This is a genomic window from Paenalkalicoccus suaedae, from assembly GCF_006965545.2.
GTDB classification, from domain to species: domain Bacteria; phylum Bacillota; class Bacilli; order Bacillales; family Salisediminibacteriaceae; genus Paenalkalicoccus; species Paenalkalicoccus suaedae.
Genome location: NZ_CP041372.2, coordinates 197681 through 219660 on the forward strand (window position 1 = coordinate 197681; position 21980 = coordinate 219660).

The window sequence follows — 21980 nt, forward strand, 5'->3', positions numbered from 1 at the left end:
GTAAAATTGGGGAGCACAGCTACCTACATACTTCGTGTTGGAGGGGGTCTTAAAATGACATCATTTATCCACGAGAACTTCATGCTTCAAAATGAACCAGCTATAAGACTGTATCACGACTATGCAAAAAAGATGCCAATAATTGATTTTCACTGTCACCTTAACCCAAAGGAGATAAGGGAAAATCATCAATTTACTACGATATCGGAGATATGGCTTTATGGAGATCATTATAAATGGCGTGCTATGCGAGCGGCAGGGTTTACAGAAGATCAAATTACCGGTAGTCAATCTGATAAACAACTATTTAGTAACTGGTCTAAAACGGTCCCACAGACGATTGGGAATCCTTTGTATCATTGGACTCATCTCGAGCTAAAACGGTATTTTGACCTAGATGAACTACTAAATGAACACCGTTCAGAGTATATTTGGAAAGAAACAAATGAGCGCCTTCAATCAGGCACATTAAACGTTCAGGATATTTTACAGCAGTCACAAGTAAAAGCTATTTTTACAACCGATGATCCTTGTGACGACCTTGCTCATCACCAATCAATAGCAAAAAAAGAAGATATAGAGGTTTTTGTAAAGCCAACATTTAGACCAGATAAAGCAATCGAAATTGGGGCGAGCGGCTTTGCCCCATATATGAATAAACTAGAGAACGTAACAGGCATGGCAATTACACATATAAGTGATCTTCTTGCTGCCCTTACAAAAAGAATGGATGCTTTTGAGGAACTAGACTGCCGGGCTTCTGACCATGGTATTCAGACCTTACCATTTCAACCGTGCGCCGAGGAAGAGGCGGCAGAAATTTTTAAGAAAAGGCATGAGGGGAAATCACTTACCACCACGGAAATCGAACAGTTTAAAACATATATGCTCCTTTTCCTAGGAAAAGAATATCACCGCAGGGGCTGGGTAATGCAGCTGCATATAGGGGCAATACGAAATAATAACCACCGACAATTTGATAAGTTGGGACCAGATACTGGATTTGATTCCATTCATGATTTTAATTTAGCTGAACCACTTAATGGCTTTTTAAACAATTTGGACGTGACAGACCAGCTACCAAAAATGATTATTTATCCACTTAACCCTATTCATAGCGAGGTTGTTGCAACAGCAATCGGCAACTTCCAATCTTCAGGCATTCGTGGAAAGCTTCAATTAGGCTCGGGGTGGTGGTTTAATGATCAGAAAATGGGCATGAGAAAGCAATTAACTGACTTATCCAATCATGGTTTGCTCAGCACATTTGTCGGAATGTTAACGGATTCACGTAGCTTCCTGTCCTTCACACGCCATGAATACTTTCGTCGTATCCTTTGTACGATGATTGGAGAGTGGGTGATGGCAGGAGAGGTACCTGAAGATTACGAGCTTTTAGGAAATATAATAAAAGATATTTGCTATTACAATGCTGTAGAATTCTTTGATCTTGATGAGATCAAATCGTGATATAGGAAAGGAGGCGAGTATGAAGCAACTATCAAAGCAAATGTTGCATACACAAACAGGCATGACAATAAAGCGGGGACCAGAAAAGATCCTCCAGTTTGGAAAAGGAAACTTTTTACGTGGTTTTTTCAACTGGCTCTTAGAAGGCCTTAATCGCGAGACGGATTATGCGGGAAGTACCGTTATATATCAGCCTAATCCTGGTGGAAGTACACATGATTATTTAAAGGCGCAGGATTATTTATATACCGTATGTCTACAAGGGATGGTGGATAGGGCGGCACATGAGGAATACACTCTCATCACGTCTGTTTCTAGAACACTGGCCTATCAGGAATGGAATGAGGTAATCAAGCTCGCTCGCTCACCAGAGCTTGAAGTAATTGTTTCCAATACCACGGAAGCAGGGCTAACGTATCAAAAACAAGCGTGTCCTATTAATGGCGCTATCCCCTCTACCTTCCCTGCAAAACTAACGAGTTTATTATATGAACGTTTTAAGGCTTTTGAAGGTATCGGAGGCGGAATTGATATTTTACCGTGTGAGTTGGTGCAAAAAAATGGAGATAACCTAAAGGAAATGGTTTGTCAGCACGCCGCTGATTGGGACTACGATAAATCGTTTTATCACTGGCTGACTAAAGAAAATGACTTTTGCAATACACTTGTAGATCGGATTGTAACGGGCTACCCAAAAGAGGATGCAGCTGCCTTCTTTGATGCAATAGGCTACGAGGACAGGGGGCTTGTCATTGGAGAACCCTACCATCTTTTTGTTATAGAAGGGCAGGAACGAATACGTCATCGTCTCCCATTTGCAGAAACCGACTTCAACGTGAGGTGGGGTAATGTAAAAAAACATAGTGACATAAAGGTTCGTCTATTAAACGCCCCACACACGATAATGACATCACTATTTTTCCCGGCAGGGTATCATTTAGTAAGAGATGTAATGGAAAGTGACTTATCAAGTCCTGTGATGGAGGAAGTATTTCATGAACTAGCTGCTTCTCTCCCATATTCAAATGAGGAGAAGCATACTTTTATAGAGGACGTACAAGCTCGCTTTTGCAATCCTTATAATGACCATTACCTTCATGCCATTTCTATGAGTGGTGTCAGCAAATTCAAGACACGAATTCTTCCGGCTATTCGAGAGAAGAGCGTGGTTGACATATCGGACCTTTACGCTTTAGCACTTGCAGGGTTACTACAAATGTTTAGGCCTTCTAAAAAAAATGAAAGCGTTTATTTTGGGAAGAGAATGGAAGAGTTCTATCCGTTATATGAATCAGAAACGATTTTACTAGAACTAGATCGCTTTTGGACCGATTACCAAAAGCACGGCAATTTTAAAAAACTTGTTGAGGATGTGTTAAGCAGTCACCTCATATGGGAAGAAGATGCCCGCTGGCTCGGGAATCTGACAGAGCCTGTTACTAGCTATTTAAATGAATCGTTAAAGAGCAATATGGTGACCATTATTAAAAAACGACCCCATACCTAAATAAGGAAGCGTTAAACGCATAAAACGGATTCCCTACCTTTTTTTAACCGATAAGGATAAATGTCAAAACGAATGAAATAACATAATAAAATGGGAGTGATAAAGGATGAGCAAAAAATCGTATGTACTAGTAGGTACAGGTGGTCGCGCAGAATTTTTTTACGGGGCACTAGTAACTGATTATCAAGCAACAGGAGAATTGAAAGCATTCTGCGACGTTAACCAAACACGAATGGACTATGCGAATGGTTTGTTAGAAAAAACTTATCGGCATCCGAGAGTTAATACGTATACAGCAGATCGGTTTGACGACATGATTCATAACGAGAGACCGGATTATGTGATCGTTACAACGGTAGACCGTACCCACCACCGATACATCATCCGTGCGATGGAATTAGGTTGCCATGTAATAACCGAAAAGCCGATGACCGTAGACGAAGAAAAGTGTCAAGAAATACTTGATACGGTTAAGCGGACAGGCAAAGAGGTACGTGTGACCTTTAATTACAGGTACGCACCTCACAATACAAAGATTCGTGAATTGATTCAGGATGATGTTATTGGGGAAGTAACATCTGTTCATTTTGAATGGGCACTTGATACACAGCACGGGGCTGACTATTTTAGAAGATGGCACAGAAACAAACAAAACAGCGGTGGACTATTAGTACATAAGTCCACTCATCACTTTGATCTTGTGAACTTTTGGTTAAATTCTGAGCCCAAAACAGTATTTGCCTCTGGCGGACTACGCTTTTATGGAAAGGATAATGCCGAAAAAAGAGGTGTGAAACATTTTTATCAGCGAGCCTACGGTAGTGAGCATGCGAAGGAGGATCCTTTCGCTCTTCATCTCGACCAAAACGAACACCTAAAATCAATGTATCTAGATGCGGAAATGGAAGATGGTTATCAGAGGGATCAAAGCGTATTTGGAGATGGAATTGACATTGAAGATACGCTTGCAGTTAATGTCGTTTATAAAAACAAGGCAGTATTAAGCTATTCTCTTAATGCGTATCAGTCCTGGGAAGGATTTCATGTTATTTTAAATGGAACAAAAGGTCGCCTAGAAGCTAAGGTGGTAGAGCGTTCGTACGTTAATTCAGGAGGAAAGAAAGCTGATGAGGGTGCACTTGAAGAGCGGAAATTAATGGTTATGCCAATGTTTTCAGAGTCCTATGAAGTGGAAATGGAGGAGGGCGTTGGTGGTCACGGTGGTGGAGATCCAATTCTATTAAATGATATATTCGGAGAGCCCGTTCAAGATAGATTTAATCGTGCTGCCAACCATATCGATGGGGCAAAGTCGATTTTGACAGGTATTGCTGGAAATTACTCCCTTAAAAGAGAGCAAGCCATTCGAGTAGACTCTCTTTTAGATTTTAACTAGATTCTCCATTAATAAAGGTTGTTCAATATGCTACTGAGATTTCATAAACAGACCAGGAGCTTCCTTTGACGGTAGGACATAAAAAGCAACGAAAAGTGGACGACCTCATCTAATTGGGAGGTTCGTCCATTTTTTTAATTATAGGGGACTGTTGTCCCCGCCCCTTATAAACTATCGTTGCTAGGTTACGAGGTATATCATGTATCTCTTGGAGAAATGGAAGTAACGCTAAAATCACTGTAGGCCGCTCTCATCGGCGCCATTTGACGAAATCCGATATACCCCTCTTTGAGAGTTGGCCCATATTCCTTGCCATCATCCTCCCAATCAAGCACAGGAAAGTCGTTAATAGAGAAGGACACCTTCTTGCCAGATTTAATGAGCTTCATTCGGTAAGGCTCTAGAGCATCCTTTGCCGGCGGGAGAGGGTCTGCTGCCGTTTTGCACAGGTGAAAACCTGCGCTTTTACGGAGGTTGCACGTTCGGAAATGACGTTCTTCAGGGTGCCGGTGCCTAAAGTAAGACAGATGTAGCGCGTGAATATCACTTGAATGATACTGCGGATAATAGCCAGTTCGCTTTGATAAGGACGAATCAAAGAGATCTAGCTGATCCTTACCATCCGCCGAGAAAAAAATCATACACAATCCTGGTTCTTCAAGCGGTAAAAACGTCCATTCGATTTTGATGTGATCGCTGAATCGTTGCTTACACCAAAGCACCCAATGAGCATGATCCTCGTAAGCCTCTGCATCAACTGTACTTTCAAGAACAAGCCGCCCTGATTCAATCGTTCCCTTTCCAGGTCCTTCAAATATCCAATCATCAAACACGCTATTGTCAGAAAAATCATGATCGTAGGTTACAAGCTCTTGCGAATGTGTCATATCGTCTCCTCCTTCATCAAATCTGTTAGTTCTTCTTTAGGCATTGCGTCTGGTATAAAGTGTAGAGCCATCATTAGATTTAAGCACCATTGTGAGATTGTATTTGTCGTGATCCACGGTATTTCGGTGAGTGGACGCCAAGCATCAATGCTTGTTGATAGAATAGGCAGTGGTGTATGACTTCGTTCACGATTTAGCAGATTATACCAAGCCTTTTGCGCCAGTTCACAGTCTTGGGAATGGTCTGCAGCAAAGGCAGCCAGTCCAGCATTAAACATTGGCCAATGAAAATACGTGTCCTGTAACTGATTGTTTGAGAAACTATTTTTCTCCTCCTGGTCAGCGTAATACAAGCGAGCATATTCTGCTAGCATTTCCTTCCACTCGTTGTCTTCTAAGAGGTTAGATGCATCAATCCACACTTGAGGTGCTCCAAAGGCAATCATCATATGGTATCCTCCAATAACACCATTCTCCAGTTCAATAAGGCGCCCACTCTTTGGTTCAAATCCAAAGGCTGGGCCCGATAATAGTCGAAGCTGGGTATCTTTAATATCGCTTAGACCTCTCTCAATCTTTTTACGATACATTTCATCGCCGCTTCGTTCCCATGCTAACAACCAGTTGGATACCAGTGCAGACCAGTCTGGACCAGTGCGAATATGAACTGAGAAGTCCTGACTAGGGTCAAAAAACTCGCGTAGCGGATCAAGCTGTTCTATTGCATATTCGGCATTTCTACCCTCATGGAGAATATCAAAGAGTCGATCGTCTGTTGTTAAATAGGCAAAATAATGATGGAGCCAGGCCATACTGATACGGACTTCTTTACAGCCACATCCCCAATGACTTACATTATGTCGCGAGCCCAGCCCCTTGTACGGACCAAGATGATACTGATCGACCTCTGAAGTGTGGCGGGTCATGGCTGCGGCCATCTCGAACTTTTCAGGGTCCCCTGATCGAAAGAAGCTGTACCAAAGCCATGTATTTGGGACTAGCTCTGTGTTTTGCCACGCAAAGCCGCCCATATCATAGAGCCATTGATGTCTTACTGGGTCATAAGTATGCATGACATCGCCGTAATTCCAATAGCCGTACCATTTTCGTTGTTCTATTTCCTTCTTATAGAAAGAGAAAGCGGAATCGAGCTGATCCTCTAAAAATCGTTTTTCCCTAGAGGAACGATCTGGTACGGACCATTGGCCACAAGCACCACTTTCCGCGTACGTTTGTGGAGTAGCTATAAGCAAATTGGACTGCTGTTCCATAAGACTTCTTTCATAAAGAGCTTCGTGCGCTGGTGGTTGCTCAAAGAGGGTTACTATTAGCTCATTTGTGTTGGCAATACCATGTGGTGTCGCTCGTAGCTCAGGAAAACCTTCATAGGCGGCTTCCACATAAGTTTTATCACTGTAATGTCGAAGGTCCATGGCATCCGATTGAGGCGGCCAAAGCCAGCAGTCAAGTGTCGTGTTAGATTCGGCCAAACCTGTAACTTGAAAGGCGCTCGGGTATTTTTCTCTAAAGCTTTTAATACTTACGGAGATGCCTAGTTGTGAATCTCCAACATAACAGAGGCCTCCTGCAGCCGTTCCAACATCACCATCAACCCATCTACATGGTGGAGAAGTGCGCTTTTGATAGCGGTATTGATCAGGAGAAGATTGGAACAAAAGGAAATCATTCCACACAGCCTGCTGACTTGCTTCTTGTGAAAGTGTATCCGGCACGTCAGTAAGTGTAGAAGAGGAATGAATTTGACGTGCAAATAAGTTTTTCTCATTTCGATATTTTCGAGTCGAGAGGAGCTGTGCTGGCTCACTATACATTCCGGTTTCCCCGCTCCATTTCACGTGGCGTGACCAATAATCTCCAGTCAGAGACGTACGAAAACGAATTCCGAGTCCTTTAATTTGTACGGAATAGTCATCGGTGTCAATCGTTGTCGTATGAACAATTCGAAAGGTAGCAATGTTTGAATAAAAATAGATGCGAAAGGAAAACGGGAGCTCTAGAGAGGTGTGGTGAAGAGAGTTTCCTTTCACATGCAGGACGCATGTCACATCATTTAGTTGGTCTACTACAACCTCGCTAATAGTCCCTATATATGAATTCTCTTTTGTGATTTTTGTTTCGTCTGAAAAAGATATAGCTTCTGTAATTGTTACAATTTCCGCTTCTTTAAGAATATCCTGGTGTTGAATAGAACCTATCTTCAGCCACTTGGTCCCCTTTTTGGCTATGCAAAATGTAGCAGCTCCAGTATGGATCTCAAAGGATTCATCTGTTTCTTTCATGCGCAACTGACCTTTAGGGCTGTTTATAAAAGGATCCTCTGTAACAAGCTCATAGTTTGCTATGCTACCGTCAATGACAGCCGAGTGTCCTGTCCATTTCACACTACCATCAGGCCATGTAGCCATAACCCAGCTTGTTAATGGAAAGGTTTGCCCCTTCTCCGCTAAAAGCTGAAGGGATTGTTTTGGCCATCTTTCTCCCTGCTTCCACGGTACCCCCCATGAGATACCATGATTTCCGGACGGGAGTCTATGTAAAGGTGTGAGATGCATTATTCTTTTCCCCCTGACGCAATAATAAGGTGAATGCCTTTACTCTTATAGCGAGTAGCTATTTCTTCGGAAAGCTGATCGTCTGTAATAATCGTCCCTACTTGTTCAATGGATGAGAATTGAATAAGCGCATCCTTATCAAATTTACTCGCATCAGCTAGCAGAATATACTTTTTGGAGCAGTTTAGTGCTTTACGCTTCCAATCGGCATGGATAGCATTAAACACGGTGAGACCGCCCTCTAAAGACAGACCAGTCGTACCAAAAAATATTTTATTGACGCGTATATGTTGAAGCATTCTTTCTGCTTCAGAACCAAACAAGGCAGCTGATTCCCCAATTCTCGTTCCACCCGTGACCATCAGTTGAATCTGACTTTTCCTTAAGATAGCGGAGGCGATATGAATATCGTTTGTAATAACGGTGATCGGAATGTCTGGCAGGGCTTTAGCAAAGGCGTATGTTGTACTTCCCCCATCAATAAGGATCGTATCGCCGTCCTGTATCTCTTTAATGGCCTCAAGCGCTATGGCATGCTTGACATCAGTGAGATCCTCTTGTCGATCCTTTATTGGAAGTAGTTGATTCTCACTTTTTGGAAGGATAGCGCCGCCGTGTATACGTTGGAGAAGCCCCTTTTCTTCCAAGTGTTCTAAGTCAATACGAATTGTCTTGTTGGTAACATGTAGTGCTTTACTCAAAAAAGATACGCGGACGGTACCGTTTTTATCGAGTTCATTCATGATTTTTTCGTATCGTTCAATTGATAACATAATAAGCTCCTTTCCATAGTGCATTAGATCTTAAAATACGTGAAAGAGACATATATGTAAGTAAAAGCATTCGATCTATTCCTACCTTTTATGCCTTATCTATCTAAATCGTTTTTGTCAATTACGAAATATGTGTAAGAAGAAAGGAGTAGAATAACTCTTTCATTTGACAAAAAACCAACAAAAATATTTGTTTTACACAAAAAATATGCGAAGTAAGGAAGAGACAAAATGCCTGTTAACGTAGTAGTTTACTAGATATTGCTCTCTCATTTTATGGTTTGCTTACATAACCTAGACGCTATTTATTCAGTGATTCGGGTTGTTCCTTGCGAATATAGTTGCTATAATCACACTATAACGAACATAAGCGAACTCGACAATGCTTATTTAGATAAAAATAATCTAAATCATTTCATGTGAAATCTGTGAAACCAACATTTTTATTAAGGGGGACATTATCATGTCAGTAGGATTGCTCGCACATTTGTATGGTCAGCGTCCAGCCACAGACTTAGCAGCTCGAATTGGAAAGAAGGGATTTACTCAGATACAGCTTGCTTTGTGGAAAGCTCTGGACGATGCTGATTTCAGTGAACCAGGTAAGCTGAGTCCGGCACTTGCAATGGACATCGGTAAATCATTCGAAAAACAAGGAATATCCATCGCTGTTTTAGCGTCCTACCTTCATCTTCATGAAACAGATGAAGCCTCCCGATCTAAAACGATAGCACGGTATAAAGAATGTATTCGTTATGCTCGATTTTTTGGAGCGCCGATGGTTGGGACAGAAACAGGTCCTGCCGAAGAAGGGGGTTCAGAAGCCGAATGGAACCGACTCGTTCAAAATGTACAAGAGCTTGTTAAAGAGGCGGAACAATGGGGAGTGTTTTTAGCGCTGGAAGCGGCTAATGGTCATCTCCTCCATACAGCCAAGCAGTTAAGATGGTTGCTAGATCAAGTGGATTCTTCCAATATAGGAGTCATCTTGGATCCTGGTAATTTAATGACGGAAGTTAACTTTAAACAGCAGGATGACATTATAGAAGAGGCATTTGACCTATTGGGAGATCGCATTTTGGCTGCTCATGCAAAGGATAGAAGATTTGGGGAAGACGGTACATTGGAGGTTGTCCCAGCGGGTCAAGGAACGATGAATTATGAACTATACATGAAAAGGCTCCGTGCATATAAGCCTGGTGTTCCTATTATTCTTGAAGAATGCTCCCCAGAAGAGATGAGGGCTTCAAAGCGCTATGTGGAATCCTTTTTACACAACTAAAAAAAGGGGCGAGGAACGATGCGTTTGTTTCTTATTGTAACCGTTTTCTTCCTGGTGAGTGGTTGTAGCACTGATTCTGAAGAAAACTATGACATATATGTATATACAAATGGCATTAGTGATCAGATTGAAGAGGATACGTTTAGAGACCTTGTTCAACAATTACCGCATACTTTGGAAGAGGATGTACGTGTTACTTTTCATATCCCGTTGGATGAAAAATTCTTTGTAGACGTCTCTGCGGAATTAGGCGATTTATTAATTATGGACGAGCATATGATTGAGCAGATCATGGAGCCAGAAGGTTTGGCGCCTCTAGACGACATTTTACCAGAATCCTTGGACCTTGAAGGGACGTTTTACGAGCAAATTCTTCCTGAATCTGGGTCTAAACACGTATTTGCAGTTCCATTAGATGCAAATATGTACCTTCTTAAGGAGCTGGGAATTGAGCCAGATCGTCCGATGGCTGCGGCTGTACCTTTGTATTCTGTTAAGACAGAAGACTCTATTTTATTGCTTGAACAACTACTAACTTATTAAATGCTATTTTAAATGGAAGGTAAGGGAGGGGACTATGTGATTAATCTTGTAGAAAAAGACGTATCGCCAGACCGTATAGCGATAAAATGGGAACGAGTAGCAGATGCAGAGTATTATCGGCTTGCTTGGTCCGATAAAATGACAGGCCAAATGAAGCTAAAAACGGTGCAAGAAGTGACGGAGCCCCACACCGTATTACATCTGAGTACACATAGTAAGCAGTATTTACAGATTGTTGCTTTGAAAGATGGAGAAGAGTACGATCACTCAGAGATTTTGACAGTAGAGGCTGTCAATCCTAAAACCATTCAACTGGAGTATCTGGATCGCGGTTTACTCGCCGTCCCTACAAATGAAGGAATTTTTCTTAGCTGGCGACTTCTTGTAAGTGAAGTACAAAAAGCTTTACCAGAAGGTCTTCAGGCAGGTGATTTTGTTGTTTATCGTAATGGTGAGCGTCTCGTTGAAGTGACGGATAGCACGAATTATTTGGATAAGCATGGAACTAGGAAAGACAGCTATCAAGTCTCCCTAATAATGAACGAAAAAGAACATGAGCCTTGTACAGCAGTAACGCCATGGGAGAATGCGTATGTAGACGTTCCATTACAAAAGCCAAAAGATGGGGTTACACCTGTTGGGGAAGCGTTTACCTATCATGCTAACGATCTAAGTGTAGGAGATGTAGATGGAGACGGCGAATATGAGCTAATCGTGAAATGGGATCCATCCAATTCTAAAGATGTTTCTCACACTGGCTATACGGGGCCTACCTTGATAGACGCATATAAGCTTGACGGTACGCAGCTTTACCGAATTGATATAGGTAAAAATATTCGCTCGGGGGCACACTACACGCAATTCCTTGTAGCAGATTTTGATGGAGATGGGAAAGCGGAGCTTATGTTTAAAACGGCTCCTGGCACACACACAATCCGAAATGGAGAAACAGTATTTATTACAATGCCAGATGAGGATATAAAGGCAGGCTATGCTCATCAGGATGATTACAGAATGAGCACAGATGATTACCGCCACTATTTAAAAAACAGGTTTATGAATTGGCATAGGCATCCTGAAGTTACAGGAGGCAGATGGCCTTCGACCCTCGAGGAATGCTTCGGGATCGATAAAAAATATGATTATCCACTTTCGGAAGAGAACGCGCTGGAAATGGTGACATATTTCATGGAGGACTACGCTAAATCTAGAAGCGAAAGAAATAACCTTTCCGCTTTTGAAGGTTTTATTGTGGAGGGACCAGAGTATTTAACTGTATTTGAAGGGGAAACAGGGCGAGAGCTTCAGACCATACGTTATAAACCCGGTCGTTTTGACGACGGGTTAATGTGGGGCGATTATGCCATGTCACATATCGAGCCGGGGAATCGCGTCGATCGGTTTCTAGGGGGGGTTGTGTATCTAGATGGGGAGCGGCCCTCGGCTGTGTTTGCTAGAGGATATTACACGAGGGCATGTGTCGTGGCATATGATTGGGATGGGACCAGCTTAAAGGAGCGATTTGTGACGGATAGCGGTTGGACTCCAATGACAAATCCCTTTAACGATAATCCTCATCTTGTAGAAGGAGAAGATGCTCATCACGGTGCATTAAGCACACAAGGGGCACACTTCTTAACAATCGCAGATGTTGATTTTGACGGTAAGCAGGAGATTATTTACGGTGGGGCTACAATTGACCATGACGGAAGTCTGTTATATAGCTCTTCTGATACCCTTCCTGAGCAAAGCGCTAAGCCAGGAGCGGTTGCGAAGCTGGGTCACGGAGATGCCATTCATGTAGCTACTATCATTCCGGATAGACCGGGTCAGGAAATATTTATGGTTCATGAAGGTGGCACGTGGGCTCCATATGGCTATGCATTGCGTCAAGCGGAGGATGGAAGGGTCCTCTATGGCGAGTACAGTGGCTACGATACTGGTAGAGGCATGATTGGAGACGTTATACCTGGACAAAGAGGATTAGAAACGTGGGCAGAAGGCTTATTTACAGCCGAAGGTACCAAGATGAGTAAAGAGATGCCTGGTACGAATATGAGTATTCGTTGGAAGGGCGATATGAGTACGCAAATCATTGAAGGTGCTCAAGGTGATGCCCCAGTTATCATGGATTGGCTAAGAGGCGAACAGCTAAAAGCAGAAGGTACAGTAACGAACAATGGAACAAAAGGGAATCCTGGACTAGTAGCTGATCTGTTTGGAGACTGGAGGGAGGAACTACTTGTCCCTTTAAAAGACAGCTCTGCTATCCGTATTTTTACAAATACAGAAATAACGGATAGAAAGATGTACACGTTAATGCATGATAGTCAATATCGAGCAGGTACAGCTAATCAGAATATTTGTTACAATCAGCCAGCATACCCCTCCTTTTATTTTGCATCGGATATAGATTGGGGGAATGTACCAATTCCTCGCGTTACTTTACCAAGATCTAAGGAAAAGGAGTGAAAGAACGGATGAAATCGATTCAGGAAATTTTGCCAAACATGTCGTTTGGCGGGGACTACAATCCGGAACAATGGGATGAGTCAGTGTGGAAACGAGATGCCGAGCTTATGAAAAAGGCAGGTGTTAATCTCGTTTCCGTTGGTATATTTAGCTGGTCTGTACTTGAGACTCAGGAAGACCAGTTTGAATTTGAGTGGCTAGATCGTGTCCTTGACCTTCTCTATGAGCATGGCATCTATGCTTGTCTAGCAACCGCTACAGCCTCTCCACCAGCATGGTTAACTAAAAAGTATCCGGACGTGACAGCAGTAAATGAACAGGGCCAACCGTATCATTTTGGCTCAAGACAGCATTACTCCCCCAACAGTCCCTCCTATAAGAGAGCTGTAGAGAAACTTGTAAGCGCACTGGCAGAGCGCTATAAGGATCACCCAGGTGTGAAAATGTGGCACATCAATAATGAGTACGGCTGCCATGTTTCAGAATGCTATAGCACCTATTCTCTCTACGCTTTTCGAGATTGGCTTAAAAAGAGGTATGGGACAATTGAAGAGTTAAATCAGGCATGGGGAACCTCATTTTGGAGTCAGCGTTACACAGAATGGTCAGAAATTGATTTTCCTGTCCGACAGGCTACTTTTTATAACCCCGGACAAAAATTGGATTACAAGCGTTTTATGAATGATAGTCTATTTGAGCTGTATATGATCGAAAAGCGTATTTTGCGAGATGTAACTCCAACTATTCCTGTATTCACTAATTTCATGTATCAGTTTAAACCATTGGACTACCACGAGTGGGCGAAGGAAACAGACGTTGTAACCTGGGATACATATCCAGACCCTCGAGAGGGTGTCCCGTATAGACATGCCTTTCACCACGATTTAATGAGAAGTCTTCGCCACGGCCAGCCATTTTTTATTATGGAGCAAGCGAGCGGACATGTGAACTGGCGAGATATAAACCTAACAAAAGAACCAGGCGAGATGAGGCTGTGGAGCTACAGTGCTGTAGCACGAGGCGCTGATGCCATTATGTACTTCCAGTGGCGCCAAGGGAAAGCTGGTGCAGAGAAATTCCATTCTGCAATGATCCCTCATTCTGATTCTGAAGAAAGTAGGACGTATCGAGAAGTTCAAGCTCTTGGTAACGAGCTTAAAAAGCTAGGAGAGCTTACGGGTAGTAAAGTAGAGGCAAAGGTTGCTATTCTGTTCGACTGGGAGAATTGGTGGGCAGTTGAGCTTGAAGGGAAACCACATAATAAATTGGATTACATGGAGACAGTGATGGCGTATTACAAGCCGCTATATGACGTAAACGTAGCCATAGACATCGTACATCCGGATACAGATTTATCCGGATACGAGCTTGTTATTGCCCCCATGCTTTATGCCATGAAGGAGAGTACTGCTACCTCATTTGAAACTTATGTACGTAAGGGGGGGAAGATGGTATTTTCCTACTTTAGTGGTATAGCTGATCTGCATGACCGCATTTATGTTGGCGGTTATCCAGGTCCAATCCGAAAGCTTTTAGGTTTATCGATAGATGAATTTGTCCCCTTAGCGGAAGGTGAACAGGTTAAACTTCGTGATAAATCGGGTGTTTACGCCTGCCAAACCTGGACAGAAAGTATACAGCTTGAAAACGCAGAGGCGTTAGCTGCCTTTACCGATACTTGGCTGAATGAGTATCCTGCTGTGACGCATAATCGTTATGGTGACGGAGATGTGTTTTATATAGGAACAAGTCCAGATCCAGAATGGCTCTCCGAATTCATACTGAGTCGACTAAAGGACGCTGGAATTGCGTCCCCTAAAGCGCACCAGGAGGGCTTGGAAATTCAGGAACGAACAGGGGAGAATGGACGCTTCCTCTTCTTATTAAACCATTCAAAAGAAACAAAGACAGTAAAGACAGGATGGAAAGGTGTTGCGTTATTAAAGGATGAACCAATCGATGATACTCTAACAATTGAATCTAGAGAAGTTGTCATCATAAAAATGTCTTAACCATTATTATATTTTTTAACAGAGAGGAAGATATACGATGCCAAAGCTTGAATTTAATGAACAGGAAATTAGAGATGTGATTGATAGCGTTGTGGAACGTACTTTTAATATGGACTATCCTTGGGATTGGCCAGGAGGTGTTGCATTTTATGGTATTACAGAGGCTTACAAAGCAACAGGTAAATCTGAATACATGGATCGTTTGAAGGATTGGATTGATCAAGAGCTTGAAGATGGCTTACCACGATTAACAGTAAATGCCTCTTCTATTGGACATATTATGTTGTCTATGCATGAATACACAGAGGATGAAAAATACCTGAATATTGCCATTGAAATGGCGGAATATTTAATCCATGATGCCGAAAAATTTGATGATGATGTGCTACAGCATACAGTGAATGGAGATAAGTATACGTTTCCTGAGCAAGCATGGGTAGATACGATGTTTATGGCTGGATATTTCCTACTGAGAATTGGCAAACTTCTGGATCGAGAAGATTTCTTTGATTTTGGTTTAAAACAGTACCACGGACATGAAAAATTTCTTCAAGACGACGCTACTAACCTTTACTACCACGGATGGGATAATATCGCTGGTACAAATATGTCCGGAATATTTTGGGCACGTGGGAACAGCTGGGCAGCTATAACGATGGCTAGAGCACTAGAATTCGTTGAAGTACAGCATCCATCATACATGATCATTGATGGCTCGCTTCGTGATCAACAAAGTGCATTAGTCCGCTTACAAAATGACTCAGGCCTGTGGTCTACGGTTCTACTGAATCCGGACTCTTATGATGAACTATCGGGGTCATGCGGCATAGCTGCATCGTTACTCGTGCGTGGGAAGTTATACAATAAATACATCCAAAAATCTATTGCTGGTGTATTAAAGAATATTAAAGAAGATGGTTCCGTGATGAATGTTTCTGCTGGTACAGCCGTTATGAATAATCAAGAAGGCTATGAGAAAGTACCAGCGAAGCGCGTACAGGGATGGGGACAAGGACTTGCTTTAGTGTTTCTGGCCTCCCTTCTAGAACAACGAAATATTTCATAACTCCTATGGCTATCTGAGGGAAAGATTAAAATCTCAGCCTGCTAATTAAAGTAAGACATACTCAAAAACTAAAATTCGAGTGGTTCCCTCCTTTTAGGGAGCCCTCGGATTTTTTTATCTATGAAAGCATCCTAGAGATCAGGATGAGACTTTCTCGCTTTCGTAGAAGAGAGAAGGTAGAAAGAAATAAGGTAGCGCTTACATATGCAAAAAAGTATTATTGTCGGGAAGTAAGATACACGTTATGGTTGATCCAATGACTAATAGCTATTTCTTAAGGAGGTAAAAAAATGCAACAGCAAAAATGGCCGTCAGAAAGAAAAACGTATAAGGATTCTTTAAGCGGAGTAACAGTAGAGCAATTGACCAATCATTTTGCTCACAGCTATCATACGTACTTTACGAATAATGGCTGGTTTGGAGAAGACAATCGTTTTCTATTGTTTTGTTCAGATCGTGGCAATTCTGAAAATTTATATGCTCTGGATTTAACTTCAGGCGAAATGGAACGATTGACTGATTTTACATCATATGATGATACTTCCCTTCAGGCCGCTTTTATTAATCCGCTTGGTAATGAGGCCTATTTTATCGCTAATGGTACGATACAGTGTTTACATTTAGAAACGAAGGAACGATCAGAACTTCTTAACCTGCAAAAGGGCTGGAATTTTAGCAATGTTAGCTGTACGGCGGATGGTAAAAGGATAGTATTCGCCCAAGTTGAGGATTTGAGTGAGCAAATTGCAACTAATCTGGGAAGTGGATACGCTGGATTTGAAGAAATAGAAAAAGCGAGACCGATGAGTAAAATATGTATGCTGGATCTAGAGTCTGGGGAATTAGAGATTATTTTAGAAAGAAAGCGATGGATCGGGCATGTGAATGCATCGCCAACTCGTCCAGAGCTCATTAGTTTTTGTCATGAAGGTCCTTGGGATCAAGTTGATCATAGAATATGGGTCATGGATATACATGAAAGGCTTCCAAAGAAAATACGTGAAGGTGCTGACAATGAATATGCTGGTCATGAATATTGGTATGCAGATGGAGAAACGATTGGATATCACGGGTATACGGAATCGTTAGACCAAGCAGAGGGGAAACTTCTTGGCTATACCTCATACGATAATTCTTTTAAAGAAGAATTTCATTTCCCTTATCAAAATATGCACATTCATTCTAACGACGCCACGTTTATTATTGGGGATGGACAACAGGCAAGTGCATATCATGGAGAGACATATAAAGACTGTATTTTTATTTGGAAGCGCATTGGGGAGAAGATGGAAGGACCCCGTATCCTTTGTAAACACCGCGGAAGCTTTCATTCTCAAAAGGTCCATGTTCATCCACGATTCAGCCCAGATTCCACCTATGTCTTATTTACAAGTGACAAAGATGGATACGGGAATATATATAAAGTTCAGGTGCCTGAGTTCGATACGTTACCAGGTGTTCCTGCATCCACAACTATTTAAACGAACAAAGAGGTGATTGTACATGAGAGAAGGAGCATTAGCATCTATTTTTGGTGGGTTTATGAAATTTGGTGAGTACTTCGTTCTTTTATTGTATTTAAATGTATTATGGATACTGTTTACTGCATTGGGGGCCGTAGCACTTGGATGGGCTCCTGCTTTAGCAGCCGTGTTTGCCGTCATCCGAGAACGACTCATGGGAAAGCAGACAAACACTTGGAAGAAGTTTTGGTCCGTATATAAAGAGCTTTTTGTAAAAGCTAATATAATTGGGTTTATCATCATGTTGTTTGGGTCAGTTCTCTATACAAATATTGAACTTTTTACAACGGATATTACATGGGTATTCATCGCTATTCGTTTTGTAACAATTGGGGTTATCGTTGTAGCTTCTCTCATGCTTCTATATGTATTTCCGCTTTTAGTACACTATGAGGCTCCGATCCTGACGCATGTAAAAGGATCGTTACAGCTTATTATTTATCGGCCGTTCCGAACGATCCTACTAGTAGGCGCATGTATTCTGTTGTCACAATTTCTATACGTATTTCCAATATTCATTATATTTCTTGGGATAAGCTTGTCAGCGTTTGTTATTATGTTCATTACGCGTTTTACATTTGCTGCTGTAGAAAAACGAAATGAACAATTAGAAATAAGTACCTAGTAAAAGTAATAGTTATTATTGCAAGGCTACCCATTTGAATTGTCAGAATGCACAAAAATGTATGCGCTATCATATACCTGCTCATAATTCCTCTTTGTAAGCCACATTTACAGATTTAAGGGGCATTGCAAGAAAGTATTAACAAGTGAAAAAGTGCTAAAGAAAGCGCTTAAACCATTGATATATTAGCCTTTTAGAATTTTCTGATAAAGGATAAAAATGTCTTATTGCTTGTAAAATGAAAACGCTTTAATTTTAAGGAGAACCAGCTTTGATGAACTGGTTTAAATCGAATTCCAATTTAAAAAGAGGGGGAAGATGAATGAAGCGTTATAAGAAAAAGGTTCTTTTACCTGTAGCGGGTATGGTAGTAGTTGCTGGACTTGCCGCGTGTGGTGGTAATAATGATGAAAGTGCTAACGCAAGTAACAATGGAACAAATTCAAATGGTGATCTGTCAGAAGAGAGGATGTCGGTTAGAATTATGGCGCCTTCCTTTGCACCCGATCCGGTTGGCAATGATAGCCCAGCCCTTCAAGCAATTGAGGATTACACAAATATGGATATAGAGCTACAATTCGTTGCAAATGCAAACTACGAAGATCGATTTAATGTCACACTTGCATCAGGGGATTTACCTGAAATCATCGTTGCTTATAAGGATGCCTCTTTTATTAGTGCAGCTGAGGACGGTGCATTTTGGGATGTAACCGATTATCTTGATGACTATGAGAATCTGAGCGGTGCCAACGAGGTTGTTTTAAATAACGCAAGTATTAATGGACGCCAATATGGTATTTATCGATCTCGTCCTTTAGGGCGTAACGCTGCTACGATTAATACTCAGTGGCTAGAGAATCTTGGTTTGGAAATGCCAACAACTATTGAAGAATTCCACGAGGTTCTTCGGGCCTTTACTTATGATGATCCAAACCAGTCCGGTCAAGACGATACCTATGGCATGGTTGTCTCTGAGTGGGAAGGCCCTTGGGACCAAATGCAAGTCTGGTTTGGTACACCTAATGAATGGGGCGAAAATGAGAATGGAGAACTCGAACCAGACTTTATGTCAGACGAATATCGTGATGCGTTAGCGTTTTTCAGAGAAATGTATGAAGAAGGGTTAGTCAATGAAGACTTTGCAATCATGGACTCTGGCGAATGGTTTGATCCGTTTGTGAGCCAACAGGCAGGAATGGTAGTCGATGTAGCTGACCAAGCAAATCGCTTACAGAACCAAATTACAGATGACTATTCAGATGATGAAATAATTGTTGATGTATTTGGTGGCGTTGAAGGACCAAACGGACTTCAAATTAAACCGACAACTGGCTATCATGGTGTGCTTGCTATTTCGACTACCTCAGTCGAAACCGAAGAGGAGCTTCGCCGAGTTCTCCAATTCTTAAATGATCTAAGCGATGAGGAGCCTCAGAATCTTTCCTACAATGGGGTAGAAGGCGTGCACCACGAGGTTAACGAAGATGGTACAGTCGACATCACTTCGCAAAGTGAGGGCGGAGACCTGTTTGATCGTGAGGTTCGTGACCTTAACCAGTTCCAAGTAGCAATTCCAGAAGAAAAATTCAAATTACCTCCACAGTCAGCTCTTCAGCAGAGAGCGGATGAAGTAATGGAGGAGAATATGGAGTATGTTGTTCCAAACCCAGCTGAACCACTTGTATCAAATACGTATAGAGAGCGTGGGTCTCAATTAGATAACATCATTGATGATGCTCGTATCCAATATATCGTCGGTCAAATTGACGAGAGTGGATTAGATGAAGCTGTGGAAAGATGGTTAAATTCCGGAGGAACAGAATATATGCAGGAAATTAATGAAGCCTATCAGGAGGCTCAGGCAGCACAGTAATACAGCGAAGAGAGAAGTAGGTGACGGAGCAGGCTTTGTCCTGCTTCGTCATGACTGAAAGGGGAAGACGTCGCTATGGCTAAGAATACCACTCAAGCACTGGAAACGAACAAAATATCGTTCTGGGATAAAATGAAACGGGATCGGTGGCTTTATTTCCTCGTGCTACCTGGTCTAATTTGGTTCATCGTATTTAAGTACGTGCCAATGTGGGGGACATTGATAGCATTTCAAAACTACTCACCCTTTTTAGGATTTTGGGGGAGTGAATGGGTTGGATTCGATCACTTTGAGAGACTGTTTCAAAACCCGGATTTTTTCAGAGTACTTCGTAACACATTAATTCTAGCCTTTTATGAAACAATTTTTGTCTTTCCTGCACCCATTATACTTGCTCTAATGCTAAATGAGATTCGCATGACTGGCTACAAGCGAACGATTCAAACGCTAGTGTATATGCCGAACTTCTTGTCTTGGGTTATTATTGCAAGTCTAACGTTTGTTTTCTTCACAACAAATGGTGGCGTTGTTAACATGATCATTGAATACTTTACTGGTTCTACCGTTAACTTTTTGGGAGATCCAAATTGGTTTAGAACGATGATCATTGGTCAACAAATTTGGAAGGATGCGGGTTTTGGTACAATAATATTTTTAGCAGCATTAACAAGTGTTAGTAAAGAACAATACGAGGCAGCGATTGTGGATGGTGCTGGACGATTTCGTCGTATGTGGCATGTAACCTTACCGGCGATCCGCCACGTCATTATTATTTTGTTAATTCTCCGTATGGGTAACTTCCTTGATCAGGGCTTCCAGCAAATTTATCTAATGACAAACGCTTTGAACCGGCAAGTGGCAGAGGTCTTTGATGTGTACATCTACTTTACTGGTATCACACAAGGCGCGTTTAGTCACAGTACAGCAGTCGGCTTATTCAAAGGTGTCGTTGGAATTGTTCTTATCCTTGGTACACGCTATATTGCCAAGAGATTGAATCAGGAAACGTTATTTTAATGGATGGAAATGGAGGGTTCCCTAAATGAAACAGCACAATACACCTATGGGAAGAGTGTTTGACGTATTTAACTATATATTTCTTGGTATTATTGGTCTGGCGATGGTCCTTCCGTTTATGTATGTCATTGCCGGTTCACTAGCTACAGAGGCAGAATTAGCTGCACGACCATTCTTTATTTTGCCAGAAACAATTACTTTTGCAGCCTATGAGTATATCTTCTCGACCACTACCTTTTTAAGAAGTATTGGAGTATCCATACTAGTAACAGTTGGAGGCACAATTACGAGTCTTGCGTTAACGTTAACGATGGGGTATGCCTTATCCAAAACAAGGATAATTGGACATACGGTAATGATTTATCTCGTTATTTTCACGATTATTTTCCAAGGTGGTATGGTGCCTACGTACTTACTTATTAGAGATCTTGGTTTACTTGATTCGCTCTGGGCATTAATCCTGCCTATTGCGATGAACCCAATGTGGCTCATTATCGTCATCTCATTCTTCCGTACACTTCCAGTTGAATTAGAGGAGTCTGCCAAGCTTGATGGTGCAACGGATATGGGAGTTTTCCTAAAAATTGCATTGCCACTATCAAAACCGATTATTGCAACATTTACCCTCTTTTATGCCGTTCAATATTGGGGAGATTATTTTAACGCATTACTCTATATAACTGACAATGCAAAATATCCGGTTATGCTTTTATTACAAAATATTATGACGATGGCAGATGTTCGGTTTGGAGAAGTCGATCAGTTAGTTGAACAGCCAGATCAATCTTTAACGCTGGCTGTCATCGTAGTAGCGACTATTCCAATTATGTTTGTATATCCTTTCTTGCAAAAATATTTTGCGAAGGGAATGCTTCTCGGTTCTGTTAAAGGATAGTAAGCAGCAGATTTAAAACAGTAATAACAACCTATATATATACCAGAACGGTACACGTGGTAAAGA

16 protein-coding genes are annotated in these 21980 nt (G+C 41.8%); 13 read left to right on the forward strand and 3 right to left on the reverse strand.

The genetic code is table 11. From position 1 onward, the window contains the following. The first annotated feature begins 54 nt into the window (after positions 1 to 54). The 3 genes from uxaC to FLK61_RS01475 all read left to right on the forward strand — a co-directional run bounded on the left by uxaC (position 55) and on the right by FLK61_RS01475 (position 4373). Positions 55 to 1470: a glucuronate isomerase gene (gene uxaC / locus FLK61_RS01465; protein WP_176007779.1), complete on the forward strand. Its 1416-nt coding sequence runs from the start codon at positions 55 to 57 to the stop codon at positions 1468 to 1470. Between the two features lie 19 nt (positions 1471 to 1489). Then, on the forward strand, positions 1490 to 2977 hold the full coding sequence (locus FLK61_RS01470) for a tagaturonate reductase (protein WP_176007780.1): 1488 nt from the start codon (positions 1490 to 1492) through the stop codon (positions 2975 to 2977). Between the two features lie 106 nt (positions 2978 to 3083). Then, positions 3084 to 4373, forward strand: a complete 1290-nt coding sequence (locus FLK61_RS01475; RefSeq protein ID WP_176007781.1) for a Gfo/Idh/MocA family protein — start codon at positions 3084 to 3086, stop codon at positions 4371 to 4373. A 197-nt stretch (positions 4374 to 4570) separates the two neighbouring features. Here the strand turns inward: FLK61_RS01475 and FLK61_RS01480 are convergent, their stop codons facing one another. Genes FLK61_RS01480 through FLK61_RS01490 form a run of 3 tightly spaced genes read right to left on the reverse strand, consistent with a single transcriptional unit; the run spans position 4571 to position 8606 of the window. After that, the gene (locus FLK61_RS01480; protein WP_176007782.1) at positions 4571 to 5260 is read right to left on the reverse strand and encodes a DUF1961 family protein; all 690 of its coding nucleotides are present in this window, start codon (positions 5258 to 5260) and stop codon (positions 4571 to 4573) included. Beyond that, positions 5257 to 7833, reverse strand: a complete 2577-nt coding sequence (locus tag FLK61_RS01485; protein ID WP_176007783.1) for an exo-rhamnogalacturonan lyase family protein — start codon at positions 7831 to 7833, stop codon at positions 5257 to 5259. Before FLK61_RS01485 ends, FLK61_RS01480 begins: the two co-directional genes overlap by 4 nt. Next, positions 7833 to 8606: a DeoR/GlpR family DNA-binding transcription regulator gene (locus FLK61_RS01490; RefSeq protein WP_176007784.1), complete on the reverse strand. Its 774-nt coding sequence runs from the start codon at positions 8604 to 8606 to the stop codon at positions 7833 to 7835. Before FLK61_RS01490 ends, FLK61_RS01485 begins: the two co-directional genes overlap by 1 nt. A 463-nt stretch (positions 8607 to 9069) precedes the next feature. Here FLK61_RS01490 and FLK61_RS01495 point away from each other — a divergent pair, with 463 nt between their 5' ends. From FLK61_RS01495 to FLK61_RS01540, 10 genes are all read left to right on the forward strand, one after another. Beyond that, entirely contained in the window at positions 9070 to 9888 is an 819-nt protein-coding gene (locus tag FLK61_RS01495) for a sugar phosphate isomerase/epimerase family protein (RefSeq protein ID WP_176007785.1), read from the forward strand. An 18-nt stretch (positions 9889 to 9906) separates the two neighbouring features. After that, positions 9907 to 10431 (forward strand): type 2 periplasmic-binding domain-containing protein, encoded by a 525-nt coding sequence (locus tag FLK61_RS01500; RefSeq protein WP_176007786.1) that lies wholly within the window; start codon positions 9907 to 9909, stop codon positions 10429 to 10431. A gap of 12 nt (positions 10432 to 10443) precedes the next feature. Further along, a complete protein-coding gene (locus FLK61_RS01505) occupies positions 10444 to 12903 on the forward strand; it encodes a rhamnogalacturonan lyase (RefSeq protein ID WP_176007787.1) in 2460 nt (819 codons plus the stop codon). Positions 12904 to 12911: 8 nt separating this feature from the next. Next, complete coding sequence (locus tag FLK61_RS01510) at positions 12912 to 14915, forward strand: beta-galactosidase (RefSeq protein ID WP_176007788.1); 2004 nt, start codon at positions 12912 to 12914, stop codon at positions 14913 to 14915. A gap of 37 nt (positions 14916 to 14952) precedes the next feature. After that, positions 14953 to 15981 carry a glycoside hydrolase family 88/105 protein gene (locus FLK61_RS01515; protein ID WP_176007789.1) on the forward strand — a complete coding sequence of 343 codons (1029 nt, stop codon included), beginning with the start codon at positions 14953 to 14955 and terminating at the stop codon, positions 15979 to 15981. 290 nt (positions 15982 to 16271) lie between these two features. After that, positions 16272 to 17462 carry an oligogalacturonate lyase family protein gene (locus tag FLK61_RS01520; protein ID WP_176007790.1) on the forward strand — a complete coding sequence of 397 codons (1191 nt, stop codon included), beginning with the start codon at positions 16272 to 16274 and terminating at the stop codon, positions 17460 to 17462. Between the two features lie 22 nt (positions 17463 to 17484). Continuing rightward, entirely contained in the window at positions 17485 to 18129 is a 645-nt protein-coding gene (locus tag FLK61_RS01525; protein WP_176007791.1) for a YesL family protein, read from the forward strand. Positions 18130 to 18451: 322 nt separating this feature from the next. Beyond that, positions 18452 to 20002 carry an extracellular solute-binding protein gene (locus FLK61_RS01530; RefSeq protein ID WP_176007792.1) on the forward strand — a complete coding sequence of 517 codons (1551 nt, stop codon included), beginning with the start codon at positions 18452 to 18454 and terminating at the stop codon, positions 20000 to 20002. Between the two features lie 75 nt (positions 20003 to 20077). Then, positions 20078 to 21019, forward strand: coding sequence for an ABC transporter permease (locus tag FLK61_RS01535; RefSeq protein WP_176007793.1), 942 nt, complete (start codon positions 20078 to 20080; stop codon positions 21017 to 21019). 25 nt (positions 21020 to 21044) lie between these two features. Beyond that, on the forward strand, positions 21045 to 21914 hold the full coding sequence (locus FLK61_RS01540) for a carbohydrate ABC transporter permease (protein ID WP_176007794.1): 870 nt from the start codon (positions 21045 to 21047) through the stop codon (positions 21912 to 21914). The last annotated feature ends 66 nt before the right edge of the window (positions 21915 to 21980 follow it).

What these genes read in the sequence shown, in the direction of transcription:
- uxaC (WP_176007779.1), top strand. Translation starts at nt 55, where the DNA reads ATGACATCATTTATCCACGAGAACTTCATGCTTCAAAATGAACCAGCT.
- FLK61_RS01470 (WP_176007780.1), top strand. Translation starts at nt 1,490, where the DNA reads ATGAAGCAACTATCAAAGCAAATGTTGCATACACAAACAGGCATGACA.
- FLK61_RS01475 (WP_176007781.1), top strand. Translation starts at nt 3,084, where the DNA reads ATGAGCAAAAAATCGTATGTACTAGTAGGTACAGGTGGTCGCGCAGAA.
- FLK61_RS01480 (WP_176007782.1), bottom strand. Translation starts at nt 5,260, where the DNA reads ATGACACATTCGCAAGAGCTTGTAACCTACGATCATGATTTTTCTGAC.
- FLK61_RS01485 (WP_176007783.1), bottom strand. Translation starts at nt 7,833, where the DNA reads ATGCATCTCACACCTTTACATAGACTCCCGTCCGGAAATCATGGTATC.
- FLK61_RS01490 (WP_176007784.1), bottom strand. Translation starts at nt 8,606, where the DNA reads ATGTTATCAATTGAACGATACGAAAAAATCATGAATGAACTCGATAAA.
- FLK61_RS01495 (WP_176007785.1), top strand. Translation starts at nt 9,070, where the DNA reads ATGTCAGTAGGATTGCTCGCACATTTGTATGGTCAGCGTCCAGCCACA.
- FLK61_RS01500 (WP_176007786.1), top strand. Translation starts at nt 9,907, where the DNA reads ATGCGTTTGTTTCTTATTGTAACCGTTTTCTTCCTGGTGAGTGGTTGT.
- FLK61_RS01505 (WP_176007787.1), top strand. Translation starts at nt 10,444, where the DNA reads ATGGAAGGTAAGGGAGGGGACTATGTGATTAATCTTGTAGAAAAAGAC.
- FLK61_RS01510 (WP_176007788.1), top strand. Translation starts at nt 12,912, where the DNA reads ATGAAATCGATTCAGGAAATTTTGCCAAACATGTCGTTTGGCGGGGAC.
- FLK61_RS01515 (WP_176007789.1), top strand. Translation starts at nt 14,953, where the DNA reads ATGCCAAAGCTTGAATTTAATGAACAGGAAATTAGAGATGTGATTGAT.
- FLK61_RS01520 (WP_176007790.1), top strand. Translation starts at nt 16,272, where the DNA reads ATGCAACAGCAAAAATGGCCGTCAGAAAGAAAAACGTATAAGGATTCT.
- FLK61_RS01525 (WP_176007791.1), top strand. Translation starts at nt 17,485, where the DNA reads ATGAGAGAAGGAGCATTAGCATCTATTTTTGGTGGGTTTATGAAATTT.
- FLK61_RS01530 (WP_176007792.1), top strand. Translation starts at nt 18,452, where the DNA reads ATGAAGCGTTATAAGAAAAAGGTTCTTTTACCTGTAGCGGGTATGGTA.
- FLK61_RS01535 (WP_176007793.1), top strand. Translation starts at nt 20,078, where the DNA reads ATGGCTAAGAATACCACTCAAGCACTGGAAACGAACAAAATATCGTTC.
- FLK61_RS01540 (WP_176007794.1), top strand. Translation starts at nt 21,045, where the DNA reads ATGAAACAGCACAATACACCTATGGGAAGAGTGTTTGACGTATTTAAC.